Annotated in this window: 18 protein-coding genes; 9 read left to right on the top strand and 9 right to left on the bottom strand. The window is 63.9% G+C overall.

The window, feature by feature from the left end; genetic code table 11:
• Positions 1 to 146: 146 nt before the first annotated feature.
• Positions 147 to 629 (top strand): CinA family protein, encoded by a 483-nt coding sequence (locus tag O3301_RS20395; protein WP_305054120.1) that lies wholly within the window; start codon positions 147 to 149, stop codon positions 627 to 629.
• Here O3301_RS20395 and O3301_RS20390 read toward each other — a convergent pair.
• Entirely contained in the window at positions 619 to 2,391 is a 1,773-nt protein-coding gene (locus tag O3301_RS20390) for a diguanylate cyclase (protein WP_251350145.1), read from the bottom strand. The two genes, O3301_RS20395 and O3301_RS20390, sit on opposite strands and share 11 nt — an antisense overlap.
• Before the next feature lie 212 nt (positions 2,392 to 2,603).
• Between O3301_RS20390 and O3301_RS20385 the strand changes: the two genes are divergently transcribed.
• From O3301_RS20385 to O3301_RS20375, 3 genes are all read left to right on the top strand, one after another.
• Entirely contained in the window at positions 2,604 to 3,332 is a 729-nt protein-coding gene (locus O3301_RS20385; RefSeq protein ID WP_077408658.1) for a hypothetical protein, read from the top strand.
• Entirely contained in the window at positions 3,333 to 3,683 is a 351-nt protein-coding gene (locus tag O3301_RS20380; RefSeq protein ID WP_305054121.1) for a hypothetical protein, read from the top strand.
• Between the two features lie 78 nt (positions 3,684 to 3,761).
• Positions 3,762 to 6,596, top strand: a complete 2,835-nt coding sequence (locus tag O3301_RS20375; RefSeq protein ID WP_305057325.1) for a pitrilysin family protein — start codon at positions 3,762 to 3,764, stop codon at positions 6,594 to 6,596.
• Positions 6,597 to 6,598: 2 nt separating this feature from the next.
• On the opposite strand, the gene O3301_RS20370 is transcribed toward O3301_RS20375, so the two are convergent.
• Together O3301_RS20370 and O3301_RS20365 are read right to left on the bottom strand one after the other, a co-directional pair.
• On the bottom strand, positions 6,599 to 7,000 hold the full coding sequence (locus tag O3301_RS20370) for a DUF2809 domain-containing protein (RefSeq protein ID WP_289903329.1): 402 nt from the start codon (positions 6,998 to 7,000) through the stop codon (positions 6,599 to 6,601).
• Positions 7,001 to 7,100: 100 nt separating this feature from the next.
• Positions 7,101 to 8,006: a LysR family transcriptional regulator gene (locus O3301_RS20365; RefSeq protein WP_305057324.1), complete on the bottom strand. Its 906-nt coding sequence runs from the start codon at positions 8,004 to 8,006 to the stop codon at positions 7,101 to 7,103.
• Between the two features lie 99 nt (positions 8,007 to 8,105).
• Between O3301_RS20365 and O3301_RS20360 the strand changes: the two genes are divergently transcribed.
• On the top strand, positions 8,106 to 9,398 hold the full coding sequence (locus tag O3301_RS20360) for an SGNH/GDSL hydrolase family protein (protein WP_305057323.1): 1,293 nt from the start codon (positions 8,106 to 8,108) through the stop codon (positions 9,396 to 9,398).
• On the opposite strand, the gene cysK is transcribed toward O3301_RS20360, so the two are convergent.
• A complete protein-coding gene (cysK, locus tag O3301_RS20355; RefSeq protein WP_077408662.1) occupies positions 9,359 to 10,291 on the bottom strand; it encodes a cysteine synthase A in 933 nt (310 codons plus the stop codon). The genes O3301_RS20360 and cysK overlap by 40 nt on opposite strands.
• A 189-nt stretch (positions 10,292 to 10,480) precedes the next feature.
• Positions 10,481 to 10,945, bottom strand: a complete 465-nt coding sequence (locus O3301_RS20350; protein WP_077408663.1) for an FKBP-type peptidyl-prolyl cis-trans isomerase — start codon at positions 10,943 to 10,945, stop codon at positions 10,481 to 10,483.
• Positions 10,946 to 11,040: 95 nt separating this feature from the next.
• Between O3301_RS20350 and thpR the strand changes: the two genes are divergently transcribed.
• A complete protein-coding gene (gene thpR, locus O3301_RS20345) occupies positions 11,041 to 11,559 on the top strand; it encodes an RNA 2',3'-cyclic phosphodiesterase (RefSeq protein ID WP_305057322.1) in 519 nt (172 codons plus the stop codon).
• A 10-nt stretch (positions 11,560 to 11,569) separates the two neighbouring features.
• Here the strand turns inward: thpR and tcdA are convergent, their stop codons facing one another.
• Entirely contained in the window at positions 11,570 to 12,433 is an 864-nt protein-coding gene (tcdA, locus tag O3301_RS20340) for a tRNA cyclic N6-threonylcarbamoyladenosine(37) synthase TcdA (protein WP_305057321.1), read from the bottom strand.
• A gap of 112 nt (positions 12,434 to 12,545) precedes the next feature.
• Here tcdA and pdxH point away from each other — a divergent pair, with 112 nt between their 5' ends.
• Together pdxH and O3301_RS20330 are read left to right on the top strand one after the other, a co-directional pair.
• Positions 12,546 to 13,766, top strand: a complete 1,221-nt coding sequence (gene pdxH / locus O3301_RS20335) for a pyridoxamine 5'-phosphate oxidase (RefSeq protein ID WP_305057320.1) — start codon at positions 12,546 to 12,548, stop codon at positions 13,764 to 13,766.
• A 127-nt stretch (positions 13,767 to 13,893) separates the two neighbouring features.
• The gene (locus tag O3301_RS20330) at positions 13,894 to 15,141 is read left to right on the top strand and encodes a cyclopropane-fatty-acyl-phospholipid synthase family protein (protein WP_099668346.1); all 1,248 of its coding nucleotides are present in this window, start codon (positions 13,894 to 13,896) and stop codon (positions 15,139 to 15,141) included.
• Positions 15,142 to 15,159: 18 nt separating this feature from the next.
• Here the strand turns inward: O3301_RS20330 and msrA are convergent, their stop codons facing one another.
• A complete protein-coding gene (msrA, locus tag O3301_RS20325; protein ID WP_305057319.1) occupies positions 15,160 to 15,693 on the bottom strand; it encodes a peptide-methionine (S)-S-oxide reductase MsrA in 534 nt (177 codons plus the stop codon).
• Between the two features lie 176 nt (positions 15,694 to 15,869).
• On the opposite strand from msrA, the gene O3301_RS20320 reads away from it, so the two are divergent.
• Positions 15,870 to 16,376, top strand: coding sequence for a flavin reductase family protein (locus O3301_RS20320; RefSeq protein ID WP_077408668.1), 507 nt, complete (start codon positions 15,870 to 15,872; stop codon positions 16,374 to 16,376).
• Positions 16,377 to 16,414: 38 nt separating this feature from the next.
• On the opposite strand, the gene O3301_RS20315 is transcribed toward O3301_RS20320, so the two are convergent.
• A complete protein-coding gene (locus O3301_RS20315; RefSeq protein ID WP_305057318.1) occupies positions 16,415 to 17,101 on the bottom strand; it encodes an OmpW family protein in 687 nt (228 codons plus the stop codon).
• Positions 17,102 to 17,200: 99 nt separating this feature from the next.
• A complete protein-coding gene (locus O3301_RS20310; protein ID WP_289917567.1) occupies positions 17,201 to 18,613 on the bottom strand; it encodes an SGNH/GDSL hydrolase family protein in 1,413 nt (470 codons plus the stop codon).
• Positions 18,614 to 18,787: the final 174 nt, after the last annotated feature.

Here is an 18,787-nt window from a genome sequence, read left to right as displayed (position 1 = left end):
GCGCAGCGACAGATCGCCTGCCGGCCCGAAGTGGTAGCAAATGTATAAAAGAGTGTACGCATTTTCGCTGTGACCGGGGAAAGTTTCTTTTACCGTTGGCCATGCTACAGTCTTGCCACCATTTTCACCGCCTGCAGGAGTCATCCATGAGCAACGAACTCGTCCCCCTCTCCACCGCGCTCGGCCAGGCCTTGCAAGCGAAGGGCTTGCTGCTGGCCACGGCCGAATCGTGCACGGGCGGCGGCGTGGCGCAAGCCGTCACCGATATCTCCGGCTCGAGCGCCTGGTTCGAACGGGGCTTCGTCACCTATTCCAACGGGGCCAAGACCGGCATGCTGGGCGTGCCCGCCGCGCTGATCGCCGCACACGGCGCCGTCAGCGAGGAAGTGGCCGCCGCCATGGCGCAAGGCACCCTGCGCCACAGCGAAGCCCAGGTGGCCGTCTCGACCACGGGCATCGCCGGCCCCACGGGCGGCGTACCGGGCAAGCCCGTCGGCACCGTCTGCTTCGGCTGGGCCATGTCCGGGCGCGTGCAGACAGAGCGCCGGGTCTTCGCCGGCGACCGCCAGGCCGTGCGCGAGCAGGCCGTGGCGCACGCCCTGCGGGAACTGCTGCGCTTTATCCAGTAGCATCGGCGATGCAGGCGCGGTCGCGGCCCGCCTGCTTGGCCGCGTACAGGGCGCTGTCGGCGCGCATCAGCAATTCGTGGCGGCCGGCGCCGTGGCGCGGATATTCGGCGATGCCGGCCGAAAAGGTGCAGCCGGACAAGCTGTGCGGCGCCTGCTGGATCAGCAGCTGGCGGTAGCGCGCGGCGATATCGTCGATCTTGTGCGCCGCGATGAGGCTGTCGGCTTCGCGCAACAGCAGGCAGAATTCCTCGCCGCCATAGCGGCACAGCATGTCGCTGCCGCGCAACTGGCCTTCCACCAGGCGCGCGAACTGGATCAGCACTTCATCGCCAAAGTTATGCCCGTAGGTGTCGTTGACGCGCTTGAAAAAATCCAGGTCGATGATGGCGATGGCCACGGGCGCATCCGCATCGGCTTCGTGCAGGATGGCATTGAGGCAAGTTTCAAAATGGCGGCGGTTGTACAGGCCCGTCAGGTGGTCGCGCATGGCCTGCTCCTTCAGGCTGTCCTGCAGGGAATTGACGTGCAGGATCTGGTGCGCCAGTTCGCGGTTCAGGTGCTCGAGCTTGGCGTTTTCCGTCTCGCGCGCCGCCTGCAGCTCCAGCGCCTTGTCGCGCTCCGCTTTCAGGCTGTGCATTTCCTTTTCCAGGTTGCGCATCAGGCTGCGCGAGGCGCGCGCCGACTTGCTGCTGGCCTCGTACGCGGCCTGGTATTGCTGCAGGAAACCATACGCGGCTTGCCACTCGCCCAGCTGGGCATTGATATCGGACAAACCGCGCAAGATCTGCTGCTGGTGAAACGGGTTGCGCGTCCAGCTCAGCAGGCTGTGCGCCTGCGTCAGCGACGCCAGCGCCTGCGCCGTCTGGCCCGCGTGCAAGTCCAGCTTGCCGCGCACCAGCCACGCATGCATCTGCTCTTCCAGGTCCTGGCCGCGGCGCGCATATTCTTCCGCCCGCAACAGCAATTGCAGGGCGCTGGCCGGCTGTTGCAGCAGGATGGCGGCGTGGGCGGCGATGCAGAACAAAAAGGCGCGCACGGCCAGGTCTTCTTCCGGCCACTCGTAAAACGGCTCCACCAGCGCCAGCGCCTCGGCCGGCTTGCCCGTGGCTAATAAACACATGGCCAGGTTGGCCGAAACGATGGTTTGCTGGTATTTGAGCTTTTGCGCGCCGATGATGTCGAGCGCCTCGACCAGCAGGGGAATGGCGTCTTCATCGTTGCCCAGGTCATGCTGCGACGAGGCCAGGTTCGACAGGCTGTTGACCCGGTGCGCGGGGCTGCCGAAACGCTCGGCGATGTCCAGTGCCAGCAGAAAATTGCGCGGACCGTCCTGCGTATCGCCACGGTTCAGGGCATCGACGCCCAGGCGCGCGTACAGCATGAACTTGTGCAGCGAGTCGGGTATCTGCGCGGCCTGGCTGCGCGCCTGCAGGAAATGCTGCTCGGCATCGGCAAAATCGCCGCGCCGGCTCGCATACGCGCCCTGCAGGGCGGCCACTTCCATGCCCCCTTCCAGGTCGCCGCTGTGCTGGAAATACGCGTCCAGGCGTTCGCACGACGGTTCGGCCTCGCCCGCGTAATACGCCAGCCAGCAATGATTGAGTTCCGCATACGCGCCGCCGCGCGCATACTGTTGCCGTTGCGCCGCCGCCAGCGCCATCTGCGCCAGCCGGCGCGCCTGGCGGCGGTTGCCGACCAGGCAAGACAGGGCTTGCTGATTCAGACGGTCAATGTCGGCTTTATCGAGACTGGAGATCGGCACTGCGTCCTCGTTCACACTCTGGGGTGGATTTTTCACACAAAACTTGCTCTGTATCAATGGTATCCTGATTAACATCATAACCAGATTCGCTGTTCCGCATGGCATATTTGCAAAGGATTGTGGTAAAAATGCCAGTCGTGGCCTGGCCGGGCGCCTGCGCCGCTGTCACGGATCTTTGATTGTCACTGACGCAACAACTTGGAGTAGTCGCAATGCAAAACACGGTACATTTCATCCTGCAGGGCAAGGGCGGCATCGGCAAGACCCTCGTCTCGACCCTGCTGGCCCAGTGGATAGGCGGCAAGGACGGCACGCCTTTGCGCTGCTATGACACCGATCAGGAAAACGCCACGTTCTCGCGCTACAAGGCGATGAACGTCAAGCATGTGCCCGTGATGACGGATGCGCGCAACATCGACCCGAAACGCTTCGACGCGCTGATGATCGACATCCTCGAAGAAGACGGCAACTGCGTGGTCGACAATGGCGCGAACACATTTTCGCCGCTGATGGGCTACCTGCTGGAAAACGATTGTTTTTCGCTGCTGCAGGAATCGGGCCGCAAGGTCTACATCCACACCATCGTCGGCGGCGGCGATACCCTGCACGACACGGCCACGGGTTTTGTGGCCACGGCGCAAGCGACGACCGTGCCGCTGGTGCTGTGGCAAAACGAACACTTCGGCCTGCTGCAATCGGCGTCCGGCAAGCAATTCGTCGAATCGCAGTCGTACAGCGACAACCGCGCGCGCGTCAAAGGCAGCATCACCTTGAGCCAGCGCAATCCCGACACCTTTGGCGCGGACGTCAAGAAAATGAACACGGCGCGCCTGACGATGCAGGAAGTGTTGCAGAACGACAAGTTCAACATCATGGAAAAGCAGCGCATCAAGGTCGTCTACCGCGACATCTTCGAACAGCTCGACAAGGTGCAGTGGTAGATGGACCAGCACAAACTGCGCAGCCACGTATTCGACAAGACGGGCATCAAGATCGACGTCGATGACCCGATATTCGCCCTCGTGGCGCTGAACGAAGCCGTGCTGGCGGAAACCGTCGAGCGCCAGCTGACCCTGCTGGATGCCGCCACGCAGGCGCTGGCGGCCCAGGCGCGCGCGGCGGGCGGCTTGCCTGAGCTGCCGCCGGCGTCCCTGGCCAGCCTTGCCGACAAGGCGACGCCAGCCGCAGGCTTCACGCCGCGCGAATGGCGTTTGCTGGGCGCCGCGGCCATCGTCTCCATCGCCAGCGCGCTGCTGGTGCTGGGCGGCGCGGCCCTGTTGTATAAACTGTAGCACCGACCGTAGCACCGTCGCGCTGCGCCAGCCACGAGCGAGCCGCAGCGTCTTCTCCACCTATCCCTGGAAGCATGCATGAAACCGATCAAATTGCTGGCCCTCCCCGCCCTGCTGCTGTCGCTGTACGGCGCTCCCCTGAGCCTGACCCACGCCGCCGATGCCGCCAAGGCCGCCACGACGGCGCCCCTGGGCGCGACGGCCGTGCCGCATATCGCCTACGAAAAATACACCTTGCCGAACGGCCTGGACGTCATTCTCGTGGAAGACCATAAATTGCCCGTCACGGCCGTCAATATCTGGTACCACGTGGGACCGGCCAATGAAGCGCCGGGCTTGACGGGCTTTGCGCATTTGTTCGAGCACATGATGTTTGCCGCCACCAAGCACGTGCCGCGCGGCATGGCCGACCAGTTGCTCGAAGGCGCGGGCGCCACGGATTCGAACGGCAGCACGGATTTCGACCGCACCAATTATTTCGACACGGTGCCGTCGAACCAGCTGGAACTGGCCCTGTGGACGCATTCCGACCGCATGGGCTACCTGCTGGACGTGCTCGACCAGACGGCCCTGACGAACCAGCAGGATGTGGTGCGCAACGAGCGCCGCCAGAGCGTGGAAAATGCGCCGTACGGCATCGTGCAGGAAGCCCTGTACCACCAGCTGTTTCCCAAGACCCATCCGTATTACGCCAGCGTCATCGGTTCGCACGCGGACATCCAGAACGCGAAACTGGCCGACATCAAGGATTTCTTCACCAAATACTATGGCCCCAACAACGCCAGCCTGGTGATCGCCGGCGATATCGACAAGGCGAAGACCAAGGAACTGGTCAACAAATACTTCGGCAGCTTCAAGAGCGGCCCGGCCGTGCCGAAACCCGCTGTCGTGACGCCGCCCATCACGCAGGAACGCCGCATCGTGGTGCAGGACCGGGTCGAATTGCCGCGCGTCTTCATGGCCTGGCTGACGCCGTCCGCCTACACCAAGGATGACGCGGAACTGTCGATGGCCGCGCACATCCTGGCCGGCGGCAAGTCCAGCCGCCTGTACAAATCGCTCGTGTACGACAAGCAGATCGCCCAGGATGTGGGCGCCAGCCAGGGCTCGAACGCCCTGACGTCCATCTTCACCATCGACGCGACGGCGCGCCCCGGCCACCAGCCAGAGGAAATCGAGCAAGCGCTGCAAGTTGAGCTGGAGCAATTGCGCGCCAAGGGCCCCACCGGGAAGGAGCTGGAACGGGCGCGCAACAGCATCGAGACCACCATGCTGAGCCAGGTGGAAAAAATGGGCGGGCGCGGCGTGGCCAACTTGCTCAACGAATACAACCAGTACCTGGGCGACCCCGGCTACCTGGCCAAGGATATCGAGCGCTACCGCCAGGTGACGGCGGCCGGCGTGCAGCGCGCCGTGGATACCTACCTGAAGAACCAGTCGCGCGTCGTCGTCTACGGCGTGCCGGGCAAGCCGGACCTGGGCGCGGAAGTGCCGACGCCGGCGCCTGGCAAGGTCAAGCCTGCGCCAGGCACGGCCATCAATGCGGACGAGCCATGGCGCAATGCCGTGCCGAAGGCCGGTCCCGCGCCGAAGATTGTGCTACCGCAAGGCAAGTCGTTCACCCTGGCGAACGGCCTGACCGTGATCCACCACTACAATCCGGCCGTGCCGCTCGTTTCCAGCCAGCTGGTGATCAAGAGCGGCTCGGGCGCCAATCCGCCGGCGCAGCCGGGCTTGTCGAGCTTTACGGCGCAATTGCTGCAGGAAGGCACTGCCACGCGCAGCGCGCCGCAGATCGCCGACGATGTGGCGCAACTGGGCGCCATGCTGAGCACCGGCTCCGGCACGGATGCCTCGTTTGCCCAGTTGACATCGCTCAAAGCCACGTTCCCGCAAGCGCTCGACGTGCTGGCCGACGTGGTGCTGCACCCGCAATTCCCGCAAGAAGAGGTGGAGCGCCAGCGCGCCAGCCGCATCGGACAGCTGGCGCAGCAGCGCGAAAACGCGGGTGCCGTGGCGGCCCGCGTGGAAGCGGCGGCCCTGTATGGCCCGCAACATCCGTACGGCTACATCCAGCTGGGCACGGAAGCGGCGCTGAAGGCGGCCAGCCGCGCCGACCTGCAAGCGTTCTGGCAGCAGCATTACCTGCCCAACAATGCGGCGCTGATCGTTTCGGGCGATATCGGCGAAGCGGAATTGAAGGCGCTGGCCGAAACGAAGTTCGGCAGCTGGAAGGCAGGCACGGTGGCGCAGTCCGTGGCCGCCACGCCGCAGACGACGCAGGCAAAACTGATCTTGGTCGACAAGCCGGGCGCGCCGCAAACGGCCGTGCGCCTGTCCGCCATCGCCGTGCCGCGCGCCACGCCCGATTACGCGCCGCTGCAAGTGATGAACGCGGCGCTGGGCGGCTTGTTTACCAGCCGCCTGAACACCAACTTGCGCGAAGAAAAGGGATATACCTATGGCGTGCGCTCGCAATTCCAGTACCGCAATCAGCCTGGACCGTTCTCGATTGCCGCCAGCGTGCGCACCGATGTGACGGGCCCGGCCGTATCGGAAACCGTCAAGGAATTGCGCGCCATGATCGCCAAGCCCCTGAGCAGCAAGGAATTGGCGAATGCGCGCAATTCGCAGGTGCTGTCCTTGCCGGGCCAGTTCGACACGAACGCCAGCATCAGCGCCAGCATGGCGAACGCGTACATCTACGGCCTGGGACTCGACTATTACACGACCTTGCCGCAGCGCTTTGCCAGCGTGACGGACAAGCAGGTGCAGCAGGTGGCGAAAAAATACCTGCAGCCGGAAAAGCTGATCGTCATCGGCGTGGGCGACAAGGTGAAGATCGCCCCGCAATTGAGCAAGCTCAAACTGGCGCCCGTGGAACTGCGCGATGCTGAAGGTAACGTGAAATAAGACTAGCGGCGCTTGAACAGCGCCAGCTTGTCGATGATCGCCGCCACGGCCACCCCGGCCGTGTAGGCGATCAAATCACCCCAGCCGAAGGTGGAACCCAGCGCCAGGTGTCCCAGCGGATGCGCGCGCAGCTCGACGATCCACGGCGCCTGGTACAGCTGGCCGAATTCCACGGCAAAGCAGATCAGCAGAGACCACAAGGCCAGTTGCCACGTACGCATGCGCGTGGCGAGGACGCCCAGCGCAAAGACGATCATCATGGCCCACAGGGCGTCGCCCGGATATTTTCCCAATGCAGCGGGAAGGAATTGGGGATAGGCGCGCGAGGCCAGGCCCAGCGCGATGACAGCCACGGTTGCGCCCACCTGCAGCAGGCGGCGGCGTTCAGGTTTTACCAGGAACATATTTCCATTCAAAGGCACGATACGGGCCGAACCATTGCGGCCCGTCCGATATTGTACTGCGCGGCCGTGTCCGCCTGTAGCCTAATGCGCCTGGATACCCTCAGTCCAGGTCGACGTTCTCCGCCAGGAAATCGAGCAAAGCGCGCACGCGCAGCGGCACATGCCCGCCCTGCCCCACGAAGACGGCATGCACGTCCTCGCTGTCGCCCGGGTTGAACGCTTCCAGCACGGCCTGCAAACGGCCCGCCGCGATATCGCCGCGCACCTGGAAGGCGGCCAGGCGCGCCAATCCCAGTCCCGCCAGCGCCAGTTGCCGCAAGGCTTCGCCATCGCTGGCCTGCGCATTGCCGGTGACCGGCACGACGACGTCGCCCTCAGGCAAGCGCAGCGGCCAGCCCGAGCGGGCGCGCGCGTAATTGGCGTCGAGCAAATTATGCGACGCCAGCTCGGCCGCCAGCAGCGGCGTGCCGCGCCGCGCCAGGTAGGATGGCGCCGCCACGATGACCATGCGCGTCTGGCCCAGCTTGCGCGCCAGCAAGCTGGAACTTTTCAGGGGACCGGCCCGCACGGCCACGTCCGTGCGCTGCTCGAGGATATCGACCACGGCATCCGTGAGCACGATGTCGAGCGTCACCTGCGGATAGCGTTCGAGAAACAGCGGCGCCAGCGGCAACAAAAAATGCTGGCCGAACGGCACGTTCGCATTCACGCGTATTTTGCCGCGCGGCACATCCTGCACGCCCGCGCAGCGCTCGGCCTCGTCCAGGGCCGCCAGCACCTGCATGCCCCGTTCGTACAGGCCGCAGCCCTCGGCCGTCAGCTGCAGCTGGCGCGTGGAGCGGTTCAGCAGGCGCGCGCCCAGGCGCTCTTCCAGCCGCGAGACGAGCTTGCTGACGGCCGATGGCGTCATGCCGCAAACGCGCGCGGCGGCGGAAAAGCCGCCCAGTTCGACCACGCGCACAAATACTTCCAGCTCGCCGGAACGATTCACTTCCAGTCTGGCCATTGTGAATTCAACTCATAAATGTTCTTCGATAAGATAGTCTAGTGCATAAATGGCGTTGCTTGCATCATGCGCACATTCCCCTTGATGAAGCGAGCCGCCATGCAACGATTGTCCATCCTCCCCGCCGCCCTGCTGAGCCTGGCACTCGGCACAAGCCCTGTCCAGGCCGCCAATGCGGACACCGCCTGGCTGGCCAGCTGGACGGCCAGCCCGCAAGCCGTGTGGAGCAGCGACTTCCTGTTCCCCAGCAACGTGCCCGCCGTGCTGCACGGCCACACCGTGCGCCAGGTAGCGCGCCTCAGTGTGGGCGGTCCCCGCGTGCGCATCGTGCTGTCGAATGCGTATGGCAAGGTGCCGCTGCGCATCGGCGCGGCCACCGTGGCCCTGGCCGCTTCCGGTTCGGCCATCGACGCGGGCAGCCTGCGCACGCTCACGTTTTCCGGCCAACCCTCGGCCAGCGTGGCGCCGGGCGCGCCGCTCGTCAGCGACCCCGTCGACCTGTCCGTGCCGGACCTGGCCCGGCTGACGGTGAGCGTCCACCTGCCGCAAGCCAGCCCGACTTCCACGTTTCACTGGGATGGCCGCGAGACGGCGTGGATCGCCCCGCAGGACCAGACGCGGGCCGCGCGCATCGATGATGCACAAGCCGGCGTGCACACCACCACGGCGCGCCTTTTACTCAGCGCCATCCAGGTGGAAGCGGCGCCAGCCGCGCAAGCCGTGGCCATCCTGGGAGATTCGATCACCGATGGCGCCAGCGCCAGCCTGGGGATGGATGCGCGCTGGCCCGATTTCCTGGCCGAACGCCTGGCGCCGCAGGGCGTGGCCGTGATCAATGCGGGCATTTCCGGTGCGAGGCTGTTGTCCGACGGCATGGGAAGCAATGCCCTGGCCCGCTTCGAGCGCGACGTGCTGGCGCAGCCGGGCGTGCGCACGGTCGTCGTCTTGCTGGGGATCAATGACATCAGCTGGCCCGGCACGGCGTTTGCGCCACGGGAGCAACGGCCGACATTGGAGGAACTGAGCAGCGGCTACGCCCGGCTGATCGCCCAGGCCCGCAGCCGCGGCGTGCGCGTGGTCGGCGCCACCCTGACGCCATTCGCAGGCGCCCTGCCCGGCACACCGCTGAGCGACTATTATCAGCCTGATAAAGATGCGCTGCGCCAGCAACTCAATGCGTGGATACGCGCCAGCGGCCATTTTGACGCCGTGCTCGACTTCGACGCCTGGGCGCGCGACCCCGCGCACCCGCTGCGCCTGCTGCCCGCCTACGACTCGGGCGACCACCTGCACCCGGGCGACGCGGGCAACCGGGCGCTGGCGGAAGGGATAGCCCTGCCGCTGCTATTGAATCAGTCGCCCAGGCCTGCGTACAAGGCCGTGCTCAGGTAGCGCTCGCCAAACGACGGGATGATGGTGACGATGGTCTTGCCCGCGTTTTCCGGACGGCGCGCCACTTGCAGGGCCGCCCACAGGGCGGCGCCGGACGAGATGCCGACCAGCAAGCCTTCATCGCTGGCGGCCAGGCGTGCCGTGGCGAACGCGTCGTCGTTCTTGACGCAAATGATTTCGTCGTAGATAGCCGTATTCAGGATTTGCGGCACGAAGCCGGCGCCGATGCCCTGGATCGGGTGCGGGCCCTTGGTCCCCTTCGACAGCATCGGCGACGCTTCCGGTTCCACGGCGATCATTTGCAAGCCAGGCTTGCGTTCCTTCAACACTTCGCCGATGCCCGTGATCGTGCCGCCCGTGCCCACGCCGGCGACGACGATGTCCACTTGCCCATCCGTGTCGCGCCAGATTTCCTCGGCCGTCGTGGCGCGGTGGATGGCGGGATTGGCGGGGTTATTGAATTGCTGCAACATCAGGTAGCGCGGGTCGGCCGCCACCAGTTCCTCGGCCTTGCGGATGGCGCCCAGCATGCCTTCGCTGCCGGGCGTGAGCACCAGCTCGGCGCCGTAGGCGCGCAGCAGGATGCGCCGTTCGCGACTCATGGTGTCGGGCATGACGAGGGTGCAGCGGTAGCCGCGCGCGGCGCACACCATGGCCAGCGCGATGCCCGTGTTGCCGCTGGTGGGCTCGACGATGACGGTATCGGGATGGATCTTGCCGGCGGCCTCGGCCGCAACGATCATGGACAGGCCGATGCGGTCCTTGACGCTGTGCGCGGGATTGTAGAATTCGAGTTTGGCCAGGATGGTGGCCACACTGCCGGCGGCGATGCGGTTGATGCGCACCAGGGGGGTGTTGCCGATCAGTTCAGTGACGTCGTTGGCGATGTTCATGGAAGGAAGCTCCGCTATTTCAAGAAACCCCAGTCTACCGCGTTTCAAGACACTGAACAAAAAGTTCATGGCGTTGTTGCAATGCCTTGCCGTACTTTCGTACTGTCTTCGGCAATGCGCCTAGCCCTGAACATTTTGTTACGTGCCGATGACGGCGGCGCGAGCATGCGCCGCCGCCAAACTGAACAATTACTTCACGTCCAGCAATTCCACATCGAAGATCAGTGCCGAGTTCGGCGGAATGTCGCCATTGCCGGCGCCGCGCGGGCCGTAGGCCAGTTCGCCTGGAATGATCAGGGTGCGCTTGCCGCCCACTTTCATGCCGGCCACGCCCTGGTCCCAGCCCTTGATGACCATGCCCTTGCCGAGCGGGAAGTCAAACGGACCACGGCCCACGGAGCTGTCGAACTTCTTGCCGCGCGAATCTTTCGCCAGCGGACGGTACAGCCAGCCCGTGTAGTGCACGGTGACGTTGTTGCCTGCGGACGCTTCCTTGCCCGTGCCGACCTTGTTGTCGATCAAGATCAATTTATCGGCGACAGGGCCGGGGCTCAGCGAGACGGCGGAGGCGGGAACAGGCGCTGGCGCCTGTGCCTGCGCCAGCGACGCGGCGACGGAGCAGATCAGGGCAAACAAAACGGAGCTACGCGTCATGATGTATTCTTTCAGTGAGTTTCGGTGAGATCCCTGCGCCAGCGAACCGGCAGGGAACGCCAATAATAGCAAACCGCCGCAACGATAGGAAAAACTTGTCGCCCGATGCCCATTGCCCCCGCCTGTTTTACGCCCTGTGGCCCGATGCGGCCACGCGCGCGGCCCTGGCCGCTTGGCAGGCGCGCCTGGAAGGCAAGCCCGTGCGCGCGGACAAGCTGCACCTGACCCTGGCCTTCCTGGGCCAGCGCCCGGCCAGCGAGCTGCCCGCCCTGCTGGGTATTCTGGAACACATGCCGGCGCGGGCCATGCCCCTGCTGTTCGATCACGCCAGCCATTTTACGCAGCTGGCGCTGGCCTGGGCCGCCCTGGCGCGGCCCTCGCCCGCCTTGCTCGACTTGCGCGCGGCCTGCATGCAGCGTCTGGCGGAACAGGGACTGGCGCCGCGCTTCGAGCACGACCGCTTCACGCCGCACGTGACCCTGGCGCGCCAGGCGCCGCCGCCGGCCATCGAGGTTTTCGCGCCCATCGCCTGGCAGGCGGACGAACTGGTGCTGGTGGAATCGCTGAAAAGCAGCGGCGATTACCGCATCCTGGCCAGCAGGAAGCTGATTTAAGCAGCGTGACTCAGGCGGCGTCCGGCACTGACATTGGCGCTGGCACTTCAGCAACTTTGTCCTGGCGCAAGCTTTTCAGCGCATGGGCGGCCGCCACCATGCCGAAGCTGGCCGTCACCACCACGCTGGAACCGAAGCCGGCGCAATTGAGTCCCGTCACGCCGGCGGGCGCGCTGCCGTCGATGGCGCACGCTTCCGCGCTCTCGGGCGTGCTCAGCGGCTCCATGGAAAACACGGCGTCGACATTGAATTTGTTTTTCACGCCACGGGGGAAACCATATTCCGTGCGCAACAATTTGCGCACGCGCTTGAGCAGCGGTTCCTGTTCCGTCTTCGACAAGTCGCGCACGGCGATCAGTGTCGGGTCCGTCTGCCCGCCCGCGCTGCCGATGGTCAGCATGGGAATGTTGTGCGCGCGGCAATACGCAATCACGGCCGCTTTCGCCTTGGCATTGTCGATGGCGTCGACCAGGTAATCGAAATCGCGCCCGCCCAGCAATTGCTCCAGATTATCGGGGGTAATGAAATCCTCGATCTGCGTGACTTGGCAAAACGGGTTGATCAATTCGATGCGTTCGGCCAGGGCCGTGATCTTGGCCTTGCCGATGGTGTCGCTCATGGCCTGGATCTGGCGATTGATGTTCGATTCGGCCACATTATCCAGGTCGATCAGGGTCAGGCGGCCGACGGCGCTGCGCGCCAGCGCTTCGACGATCCAGGAACCGACGCCGCCCACGCCGATCACACACACATGCGCGGCGCGGAAGCGCGCCAGCGCGGGCGCGCCGTACAGGCGGGCAATGCCGCCGAAACGCCGCTCAAAATCGATCTCGGTCAAGTCCATGGAAATTAGTTCATTGGTGGAGGTATGCATGGCGCCATTTTAACGGACACTGCGCTGGCGGATATTCTAAAATAGCCGAATTGACACAGCGACAAGAGCAATTGTCGCCGCGCCCCCACACCGCTCACCACGAGAACTCGCCATGACCTCTCCCCTGTTCGACTCCGTTCCCGGCTTTGACCAGCCCATCGCCGTGCTCAAGCATTGCCACGACAAGATCCGCAAGCAGCTGACGACCCTGCAAAACCTGCTGGGCCATCTGGCGCAGCACGGCAACACGGCGGACGCGCAGCAGGCGGCCAAGGCGGTGTTGCAATATTTCAATAAAGCGGCCCATCTGCACCATGACGATGAAGAGCAGGACTTGATGCCCATGCTGCAGGCGACGGCCACGGGCGACGATGCCGCCCTGCTGACCACGCTGGTGCCGGAAATCCTCGCCGACCACCAGCGCATGGATCAGGCCTGGCTGACCCTGCGCCCGGAACTGGACGCCATCGCTGCCGGCACGGGCACGCAGCTGTCCGCCGACGGCGTGCGCGATTATGTTGCCGCCTACCAGGCCCACATGGCCAAGGAAGAAGGCCAGCTGGCGCCCATGGCCAAGCGCCTGTTCAGCGCGCAACAGATGGAGCAGCTGGGCACGGCCATGCAGCGCCGTCGCGGCATCGCGCCGGAAGAGACCGCCGCCCCGGCAGCGGCCACCGTGCCCGTGCACGATGCAGCCACCCTGGCCGCCATGCGCATCGATTATGTGCAAAGACTGTTATCCGAGGAAGACGTGCAGCGCGACCCGATTGCGCAATTTGAAAAGTGGTTCGACGAAGCGCTCAAGTCCCAGGTCAGCGAACCGAACGCCATGAGCTTGTCCACCGTCAGTCCCGACGGCAAGCCCAGCTCGCGCATCGTGCTGATCAAGCAGTTCGACGAACGGGGTTTCACCTGGTACACGAATTACAACAGCGACAAGGGCCAGCAGCTGGAACACAATCCGCACGCGGCCCTGCTGTTCTTCTGGCGCGAGCTGGAGCGGCAAGTGCGCATCGAGGGCACGGTGGTGAAGACCACGGCGGCCGAGAGCGACGAGTATTTCAATGTGCGCCCCCTGCAAAGCCGGCTGTCAGCGATTGCCTCGCAGCAAAGTACACCGATCGCCAGCCGCGCCGAGCTGGAAAGCCATTACGAGGCCGTGGCCGCCGCCGTCGGCGACGCGCAGCCACCCCGTCCCGCCCACTGGGGCGGCTACCGTTTGCAGCCGGAACGCATCGAATTCTGGCAGGGACGCCGCTCGCGCTTCCACGACCGCATCGTGTTCACCCGCGATGCTGACGGGCAATGGAGCATGCAGCGCCTGCAACCCTGAGCAGGATAAGCAAGGCGGCGCAAAGCAAGCTGGTCAATATAGGTGTAGGCTATGAGGGTAGAAGTTACTAAATGACATTGTTTCTCAATTTGCGGCTGCCATGGCGGCCGCTTCATTGGAGGCCATTTTGTTTGTACAAAACCAACTCAAGTCCTGGATCGCCAGCATCCGCAGCAAGACCGCCTTGCCGCTGCGCATAGAATTGTGGAACGGCCAGCATGTCGACCTGTCCAGCGAAGCGCCCAGAGTCACCATCCGCCTGCCGACCGTCGCCTCGGCCCGCTACCTGCTGAACCCGTCGCTGGCCAACCTGGGCTCGGCCTATGTGGAAGGCAATATCGAGGTCAAGGGCACGGCGATGGACATGATTTCCATCTGCAATGCCCTGGCGCGCACGACCTTGAAGCCGGAAGGCAAGCTGGCCCGCATCGTGCGCAGCTTTACGCATGACAAGAGCAAGGATGCCGAAGCCATCCGCTACCATTACGACGTGTCGAATGCGTTCTATGAACAATTTCTCGACCCCGCCCTCGTGTATTCCTGCGCGTATTTCGAACACGGCGATGAAACCCTGGCGCAGGCGCAAGTCAAGAAGATCGACCATATCCTGAAGAAAATCCAGCTGCAGCCGGGCCAGACCCTGCTCGACATCGGCTGCGGCTGGGGCGCGCTCGTGATTCGTGCCGCGCAGCAATATGGCGCCCGCTGCGTGGGCGTGACCCTGTCGGAAAACCAGTACGCGCTGGCGCGCGAGCGCGTGGCGGCGGCCGGCCTGGCCCATTTGATCGATATCCGCCTGCAAGATTACCGCGACGTCACGGGCCAGTTCGACCGCATCACCAGCGTGGGCATGTTCGAACACGTGGGCCTGAAACACTTGCCCGACTACTTTTCCATCATCCACAAGCTGCTGGCGCCCGATGGCATGGCGATGAACCACGGCATCACCTCGACCGACCCGGACAATGGCGAAACGCCGTATGGCGGCGGCGAGTTCATCGAAAAGTATGTGTTTCCGCACGGCGAGCTGGCGCACATCGGCAATGTCCTGAAAACCATGCAGCAGGGGGGACTGGAAGTGCTGGACGTGGAAAACCTGCGCCGCCACTATGCGCGCACCTGCGCCCTGTGGACGGAGAATTTCGAAGCCCATGCCGAGCAGATCCGTCCGCTGGCGGGCGAGCGGCGCTTCCGCATCTGGCACGTCTACCTGGCCGGCTGCGCCTATGCCTTCGAGCAAGATCTGATCAGCCTGTACCAGATCGTCTGCGTGAAGGCGGGCCGGCGCTCTTCCACCCTGCCCTGGTCGCGCAACTACATGTATGCGCAAGAGAATACGCAGGAAACAAGGCCGGCGCCCGTGCTCGCGCCCTGACAGGCGCGCGGGGCCGTCTTACTTCAGGCGGCCCGCATACATGGCGCGGAATTTCTCCACCTTGGGCGCGACGACGAGGGCGCAATAGCCCTGCAAGGGATGCTGCTCGACATAATTCTGGTGGTAATCCTCGGCCGGGTAAAAGGTGGCGGCCGGCGCCAGCTGCGTGACGATGGGCGCATCCCACACGCCGGCCATTTCGGCGAGCACCTTGCGCGCCACGCTTTCCTGCGCGGCCGACTGGTAATAGATGACGGAGCGAAATTGCGTACCGACATCATTTCCCTGGCGATTCAAGGTGGTGGGGTCGTGCAGCGTGAAAAAGATTTCCAGCAAGTCGTGGTAAGCGATGATGGCAGGATCGAATTTCAGGCGCACCACTTCCGCGTGGCCCGTGCCGCCCGCGCACACCTGTTCATAAGTGGGATGGGGAACGCTGCCGCCCGTGTAGCCGGACTCGACGCGCGTCACGCCGCGCACTTCCCCATACACGGCGGCGAGGCACCAGAAACAGCCACCGCCGAATACCGCCACTTCCGTCTGTTGATTCATGATGTCCTCCCGCAACGCTGCTGCGACTTATCATTTCACCACTGTAACGCAAAGCGCCATGGCTTGCAGCGCCGCTTGAAACGGCGCGTGGGACACCGCACATACGGGCATGCCGGCCACGATTGCGCTGGCATGGCCGATTTTTGGCATAATGTCAGCAAATAGACAGGTCACCCATGAACACACGCTCTCCCCGCGCGCCCGCGCAAGAATTCGATACGACACATTTCCGCCAGGCACTGTCGCAGTTTGCCACCGGCGTGACGGTCATTACGACGCGCCTGGCCGACGGCAGTTTCCGCGGTTTGACGGCCAGTTCCTTCAATTCCGTCTCGCTGTCGCCGCCCCTGGTGCTGTGGAGCCTCGGTTCCGTGGCGAACAGCATGCCCATTTTCAGCGGCAACTCGCATTACGTCATCAATGTGCTGGGCGCCGACCAGGCGGAACTGGCCACGCGCTTTTCACGCCGCACGCCGAATCCCTTCGACGACGTGGAATACGAACTGTCGCGCACGGGCCAGCCCATCCTGAAAGGCGCATCGGCCTGGTTCGAATGCCACAACCGCAGCCGCTATCCGGAAGGCGACCACGTCATTTTCGTGGGCGAAGTGGAACAATGCGCGTTTGCCGCGCAGCCGCCCTTGATCTTCCACAATGGTAAGTTCAATACACCGCCAGCCTGAGCGGGACAAAAAAAATCCGCCGAGGCGGATTTTTTGTTTTACAGGGTAAAGTTATACCCGATGCTGATACTCACGGCGACCGGGTCGAGCTTGATGTCCTGCGTTTGCCCCGTGGAGAATTTCGCCTTGGTTTTCAGGTAGGTCTTGACCACGGCCACATCGGCAAACCAGCGCTCGTTGAAGGCCAGGGTGCTGCCGACCACCAGGCTGCCTGTCAGCTTGTTGTCCATGCGGTACGTCACTGGTTTTCCACCCGGATCCAGCAAGGCCGTCATCTGGCCCGAGCCTTTTTCCTTCTGGAAATAGGCATACGTCAAGCCCGCGCCCACGTAGGGGCGGATCATCGCATTGGGCTGGAAGAAACGGTACTGGATGAAGGCTGTCGGCGGCAAGGCTTCCGCCGTCCCCAGCTTGCCCGTGCCCTTGATGGAACCGTCGCCGATCAGGTCATGCTTGTACGGCACGCCCAAAATCATTTCAGCGGAAACATTGTCCGTGATCATGTAGGCAAAGGTCAGGATGGGCTTGGTATCCGACTTGACGTCGGCTTTCGTGCCCGGCAATGCTGGCGCGGAAATGTCGCCACTTTCCACGTGCGGCGTGATCTTGTTGAGGCCAGCCTTGGCCATCCAGGTGCCTGCGCTTTGCGCCGAAGCGCCCGTCGCCATGGCCATCGCGGCGGCCGCGGCCAGCACGCGTACAGCGGTATTCAAACGATTCTTCATCTTGTCTCCTGATTCATTATGTGCGGATAGCCCCGCTATCCAGTCTTGTCGCTGCCAGCGCCAGCCACATCGCGGGGATGCAGCTGGCGCGGCCCTCCCTTACAGCCAGCCCCGCACGACCATGTCCTTGGCCACATAACGGGCCAGCAACAGGTTGTTGAACGGCGTAGGGTGCACATCGTCGGCATACGAGTAGTGGCTGACGTCGCCCGCTTTCAGGTTCGTGCCATTGCACACGAGCGAGCTGCCCAGGAAATTCTTCGCTGGCGTCAGGTCGCACGCCGTCTCGCTGACATTGGTCAAGCCATACGGGCCAGGATTGACGCCCTGGTCATGGCTGACGGCAAACACGTCGACCAGCAAGACTTTCGCGTTGCCGTTCAAGCCCCCGCTCAGCTCTCCGTTGAAGGCGCTGACCATGGCATTGATGAGCGCCTTGGTATTGGCATCCTTGCTCAGGCCCGATGGTGTACCGGCCACGTCAGGCAGGTTGTTGACCACCACATAGTTGGCGCCCTTGGCAATGATCTGATCCTTGACCAGCGCCACCAGCTCGGTGCCAGCCTGTTTCATGGCACCAACCAGTGCAGGACCATTCGCCGCGGCGTAATCGGCACCAGCCTTGGCGCCGGCAGCGGCACCGGCGGCGTTGCCGGTGACCGTCGCATCGGCTTGCGCCTTGGTCACCAGCGGGCTATACACGGCTGGCGAAGCGACCGCCGTATCGCCGGCGGTGGCGGCAGCGGTCACGGCAGCGCCCACGATCGATGCTGACGTGGCGCCAGGCGCCGCAGCGGCGGCCGCCACGGCCGCGCCGATGGCTTGCGCTGCCGTGGCAGGGTTGGCGGCGCGCGCTGCCAGGGCAGCAACCAGATTGGAGGCAAAGGCTTTCGCGCCAGCAGCGGCACCGGCAGCCGCGCCAGCCGTCTGGCCAGCAGCAGTGGCCTTCGCTTGCAAGTCGCCCAGCAGGAACAGCACGTCGTTACCGCCCGCCATCACGAAGACGGCTTCCGTACCGCTGAACTTGCCGCCGGAAACGGCCAGGTGGTTCGCAATCTGCGTCACCACGGGCACGGTCAGGGCGCCCAGCGCACCGCCCGCCAACTTGTTGTTCGGGCCGACCGGGTTGGTGACGCGCGAACCGCCCATGGCGTAGCCGAAGCAGCCCGCATGCTTGACGCGCGGAGCCTGCAGGGAGGGAATGCTGCCTTCCAGGCCCGTTTCGGCGGCGCATGGCGCCGGCAAGCCGAATTGCGCGGCTAGGTGCTCGGTCCAGTTCTTGCCCGTCAGTTCAGGATTGATCTTGGTATTGTCGCCATTGATGGTGAATTTGCCGCCACCGCTCACCGCCACGCCGGCGACGGCATACGAACCGACATCGGACAGGCTGTCGCCGAACGACACCTGCGCCGTGTATTTGACTTTCAAGGCTTGATCACCGCCACTGGCGCCGCCGCAACCTGCCAGGACAGCCGCAGCCAGCACGGCCAGCGCGAATTTTGTTTGATGCATTTTGTCTCCTCGGTCTTTTTTCTGGTTTCTAAACGAACGGGCGTGCTATTCGCTACCCAACTAATATGCCATCGTTCCTCAGGCTTGTATAGAAAATATGTTTTAAAAATCAACGAAATAACAACACCGCCAGCGCCCCGTCACGACCGGGCGATCCGCTGAATTATGGAGGAT

Origin of the sequence: Janthinobacterium sp. SUN211, assembly GCF_030587315.1 — a bacterium.
GTDB classification, from domain to species: domain Bacteria; phylum Pseudomonadota; class Gammaproteobacteria; order Burkholderiales; family Burkholderiaceae_D; genus Janthinobacterium; species Janthinobacterium kumbetense.
The sequence above is the reverse complement of the archived record's forward strand: the minus strand, read 5'-3'. Positions and strand labels throughout refer to the sequence as shown.

Bases quoted from the DNA above. Each gene is read 5' to 3' on its own strand.
- O3301_RS20320 (WP_077408668.1), top strand. From the start codon at position 15,870: ATGAACACACGCTCTCCCCGCGCGCCCGCGCAAGAATTCGATACGACA.
- O3301_RS20365 (WP_305057324.1), bottom strand. From the start codon at position 8,006: ATGGCCAGACTGGAAGTGAATCGTTCCGGCGAGCTGGAAGTATTTGTG.
- pdxH (WP_305057320.1), top strand. From the start codon at position 12,546: ATGACCTCTCCCCTGTTCGACTCCGTTCCCGGCTTTGACCAGCCCATC.
- O3301_RS20395 (WP_305054120.1), top strand. From the start codon at position 147: ATGAGCAACGAACTCGTCCCCCTCTCCACCGCGCTCGGCCAGGCCTTG.
- O3301_RS20360 (WP_305057323.1), top strand. From the start codon at position 8,106: ATGCAACGATTGTCCATCCTCCCCGCCGCCCTGCTGAGCCTGGCACTC.
- O3301_RS20375 (WP_305057325.1), top strand. From the start codon at position 3,762: ATGAAACCGATCAAATTGCTGGCCCTCCCCGCCCTGCTGCTGTCGCTG.
- O3301_RS20370 (WP_289903329.1), bottom strand. From the start codon at position 7,000: ATGTTCCTGGTAAAACCTGAACGCCGCCGCCTGCTGCAGGTGGGCGCA.
- O3301_RS20315 (WP_305057318.1), bottom strand. From the start codon at position 17,101: ATGAAGAATCGTTTGAATACCGCTGTACGCGTGCTGGCCGCGGCCGCC.
- tcdA (WP_305057321.1), bottom strand. From the start codon at position 12,433: ATGCATACCTCCACCAATGAACTAATTTCCATGGACTTGACCGAGATC.
- O3301_RS20380 (WP_305054121.1), top strand. From the start codon at position 3,333: ATGGACCAGCACAAACTGCGCAGCCACGTATTCGACAAGACGGGCATC.
- msrA (WP_305057319.1), bottom strand. From the start codon at position 15,693: ATGAATCAACAGACGGAAGTGGCGGTATTCGGCGGTGGCTGTTTCTGG.
- cysK (WP_077408662.1), bottom strand. From the start codon at position 10,291: ATGAACATCGCCAACGACGTCACTGAACTGATCGGCAACACCCCCCTG.
- O3301_RS20350 (WP_077408663.1), bottom strand. From the start codon at position 10,945: ATGACGCGTAGCTCCGTTTTGTTTGCCCTGATCTGCTCCGTCGCCGCG.
- O3301_RS20385 (WP_077408658.1), top strand. From the start codon at position 2,604: ATGCAAAACACGGTACATTTCATCCTGCAGGGCAAGGGCGGCATCGGC.
- O3301_RS20310 (WP_289917567.1), bottom strand. From the start codon at position 18,613: ATGCATCAAACAAAATTCGCGCTGGCCGTGCTGGCTGCGGCTGTCCTG.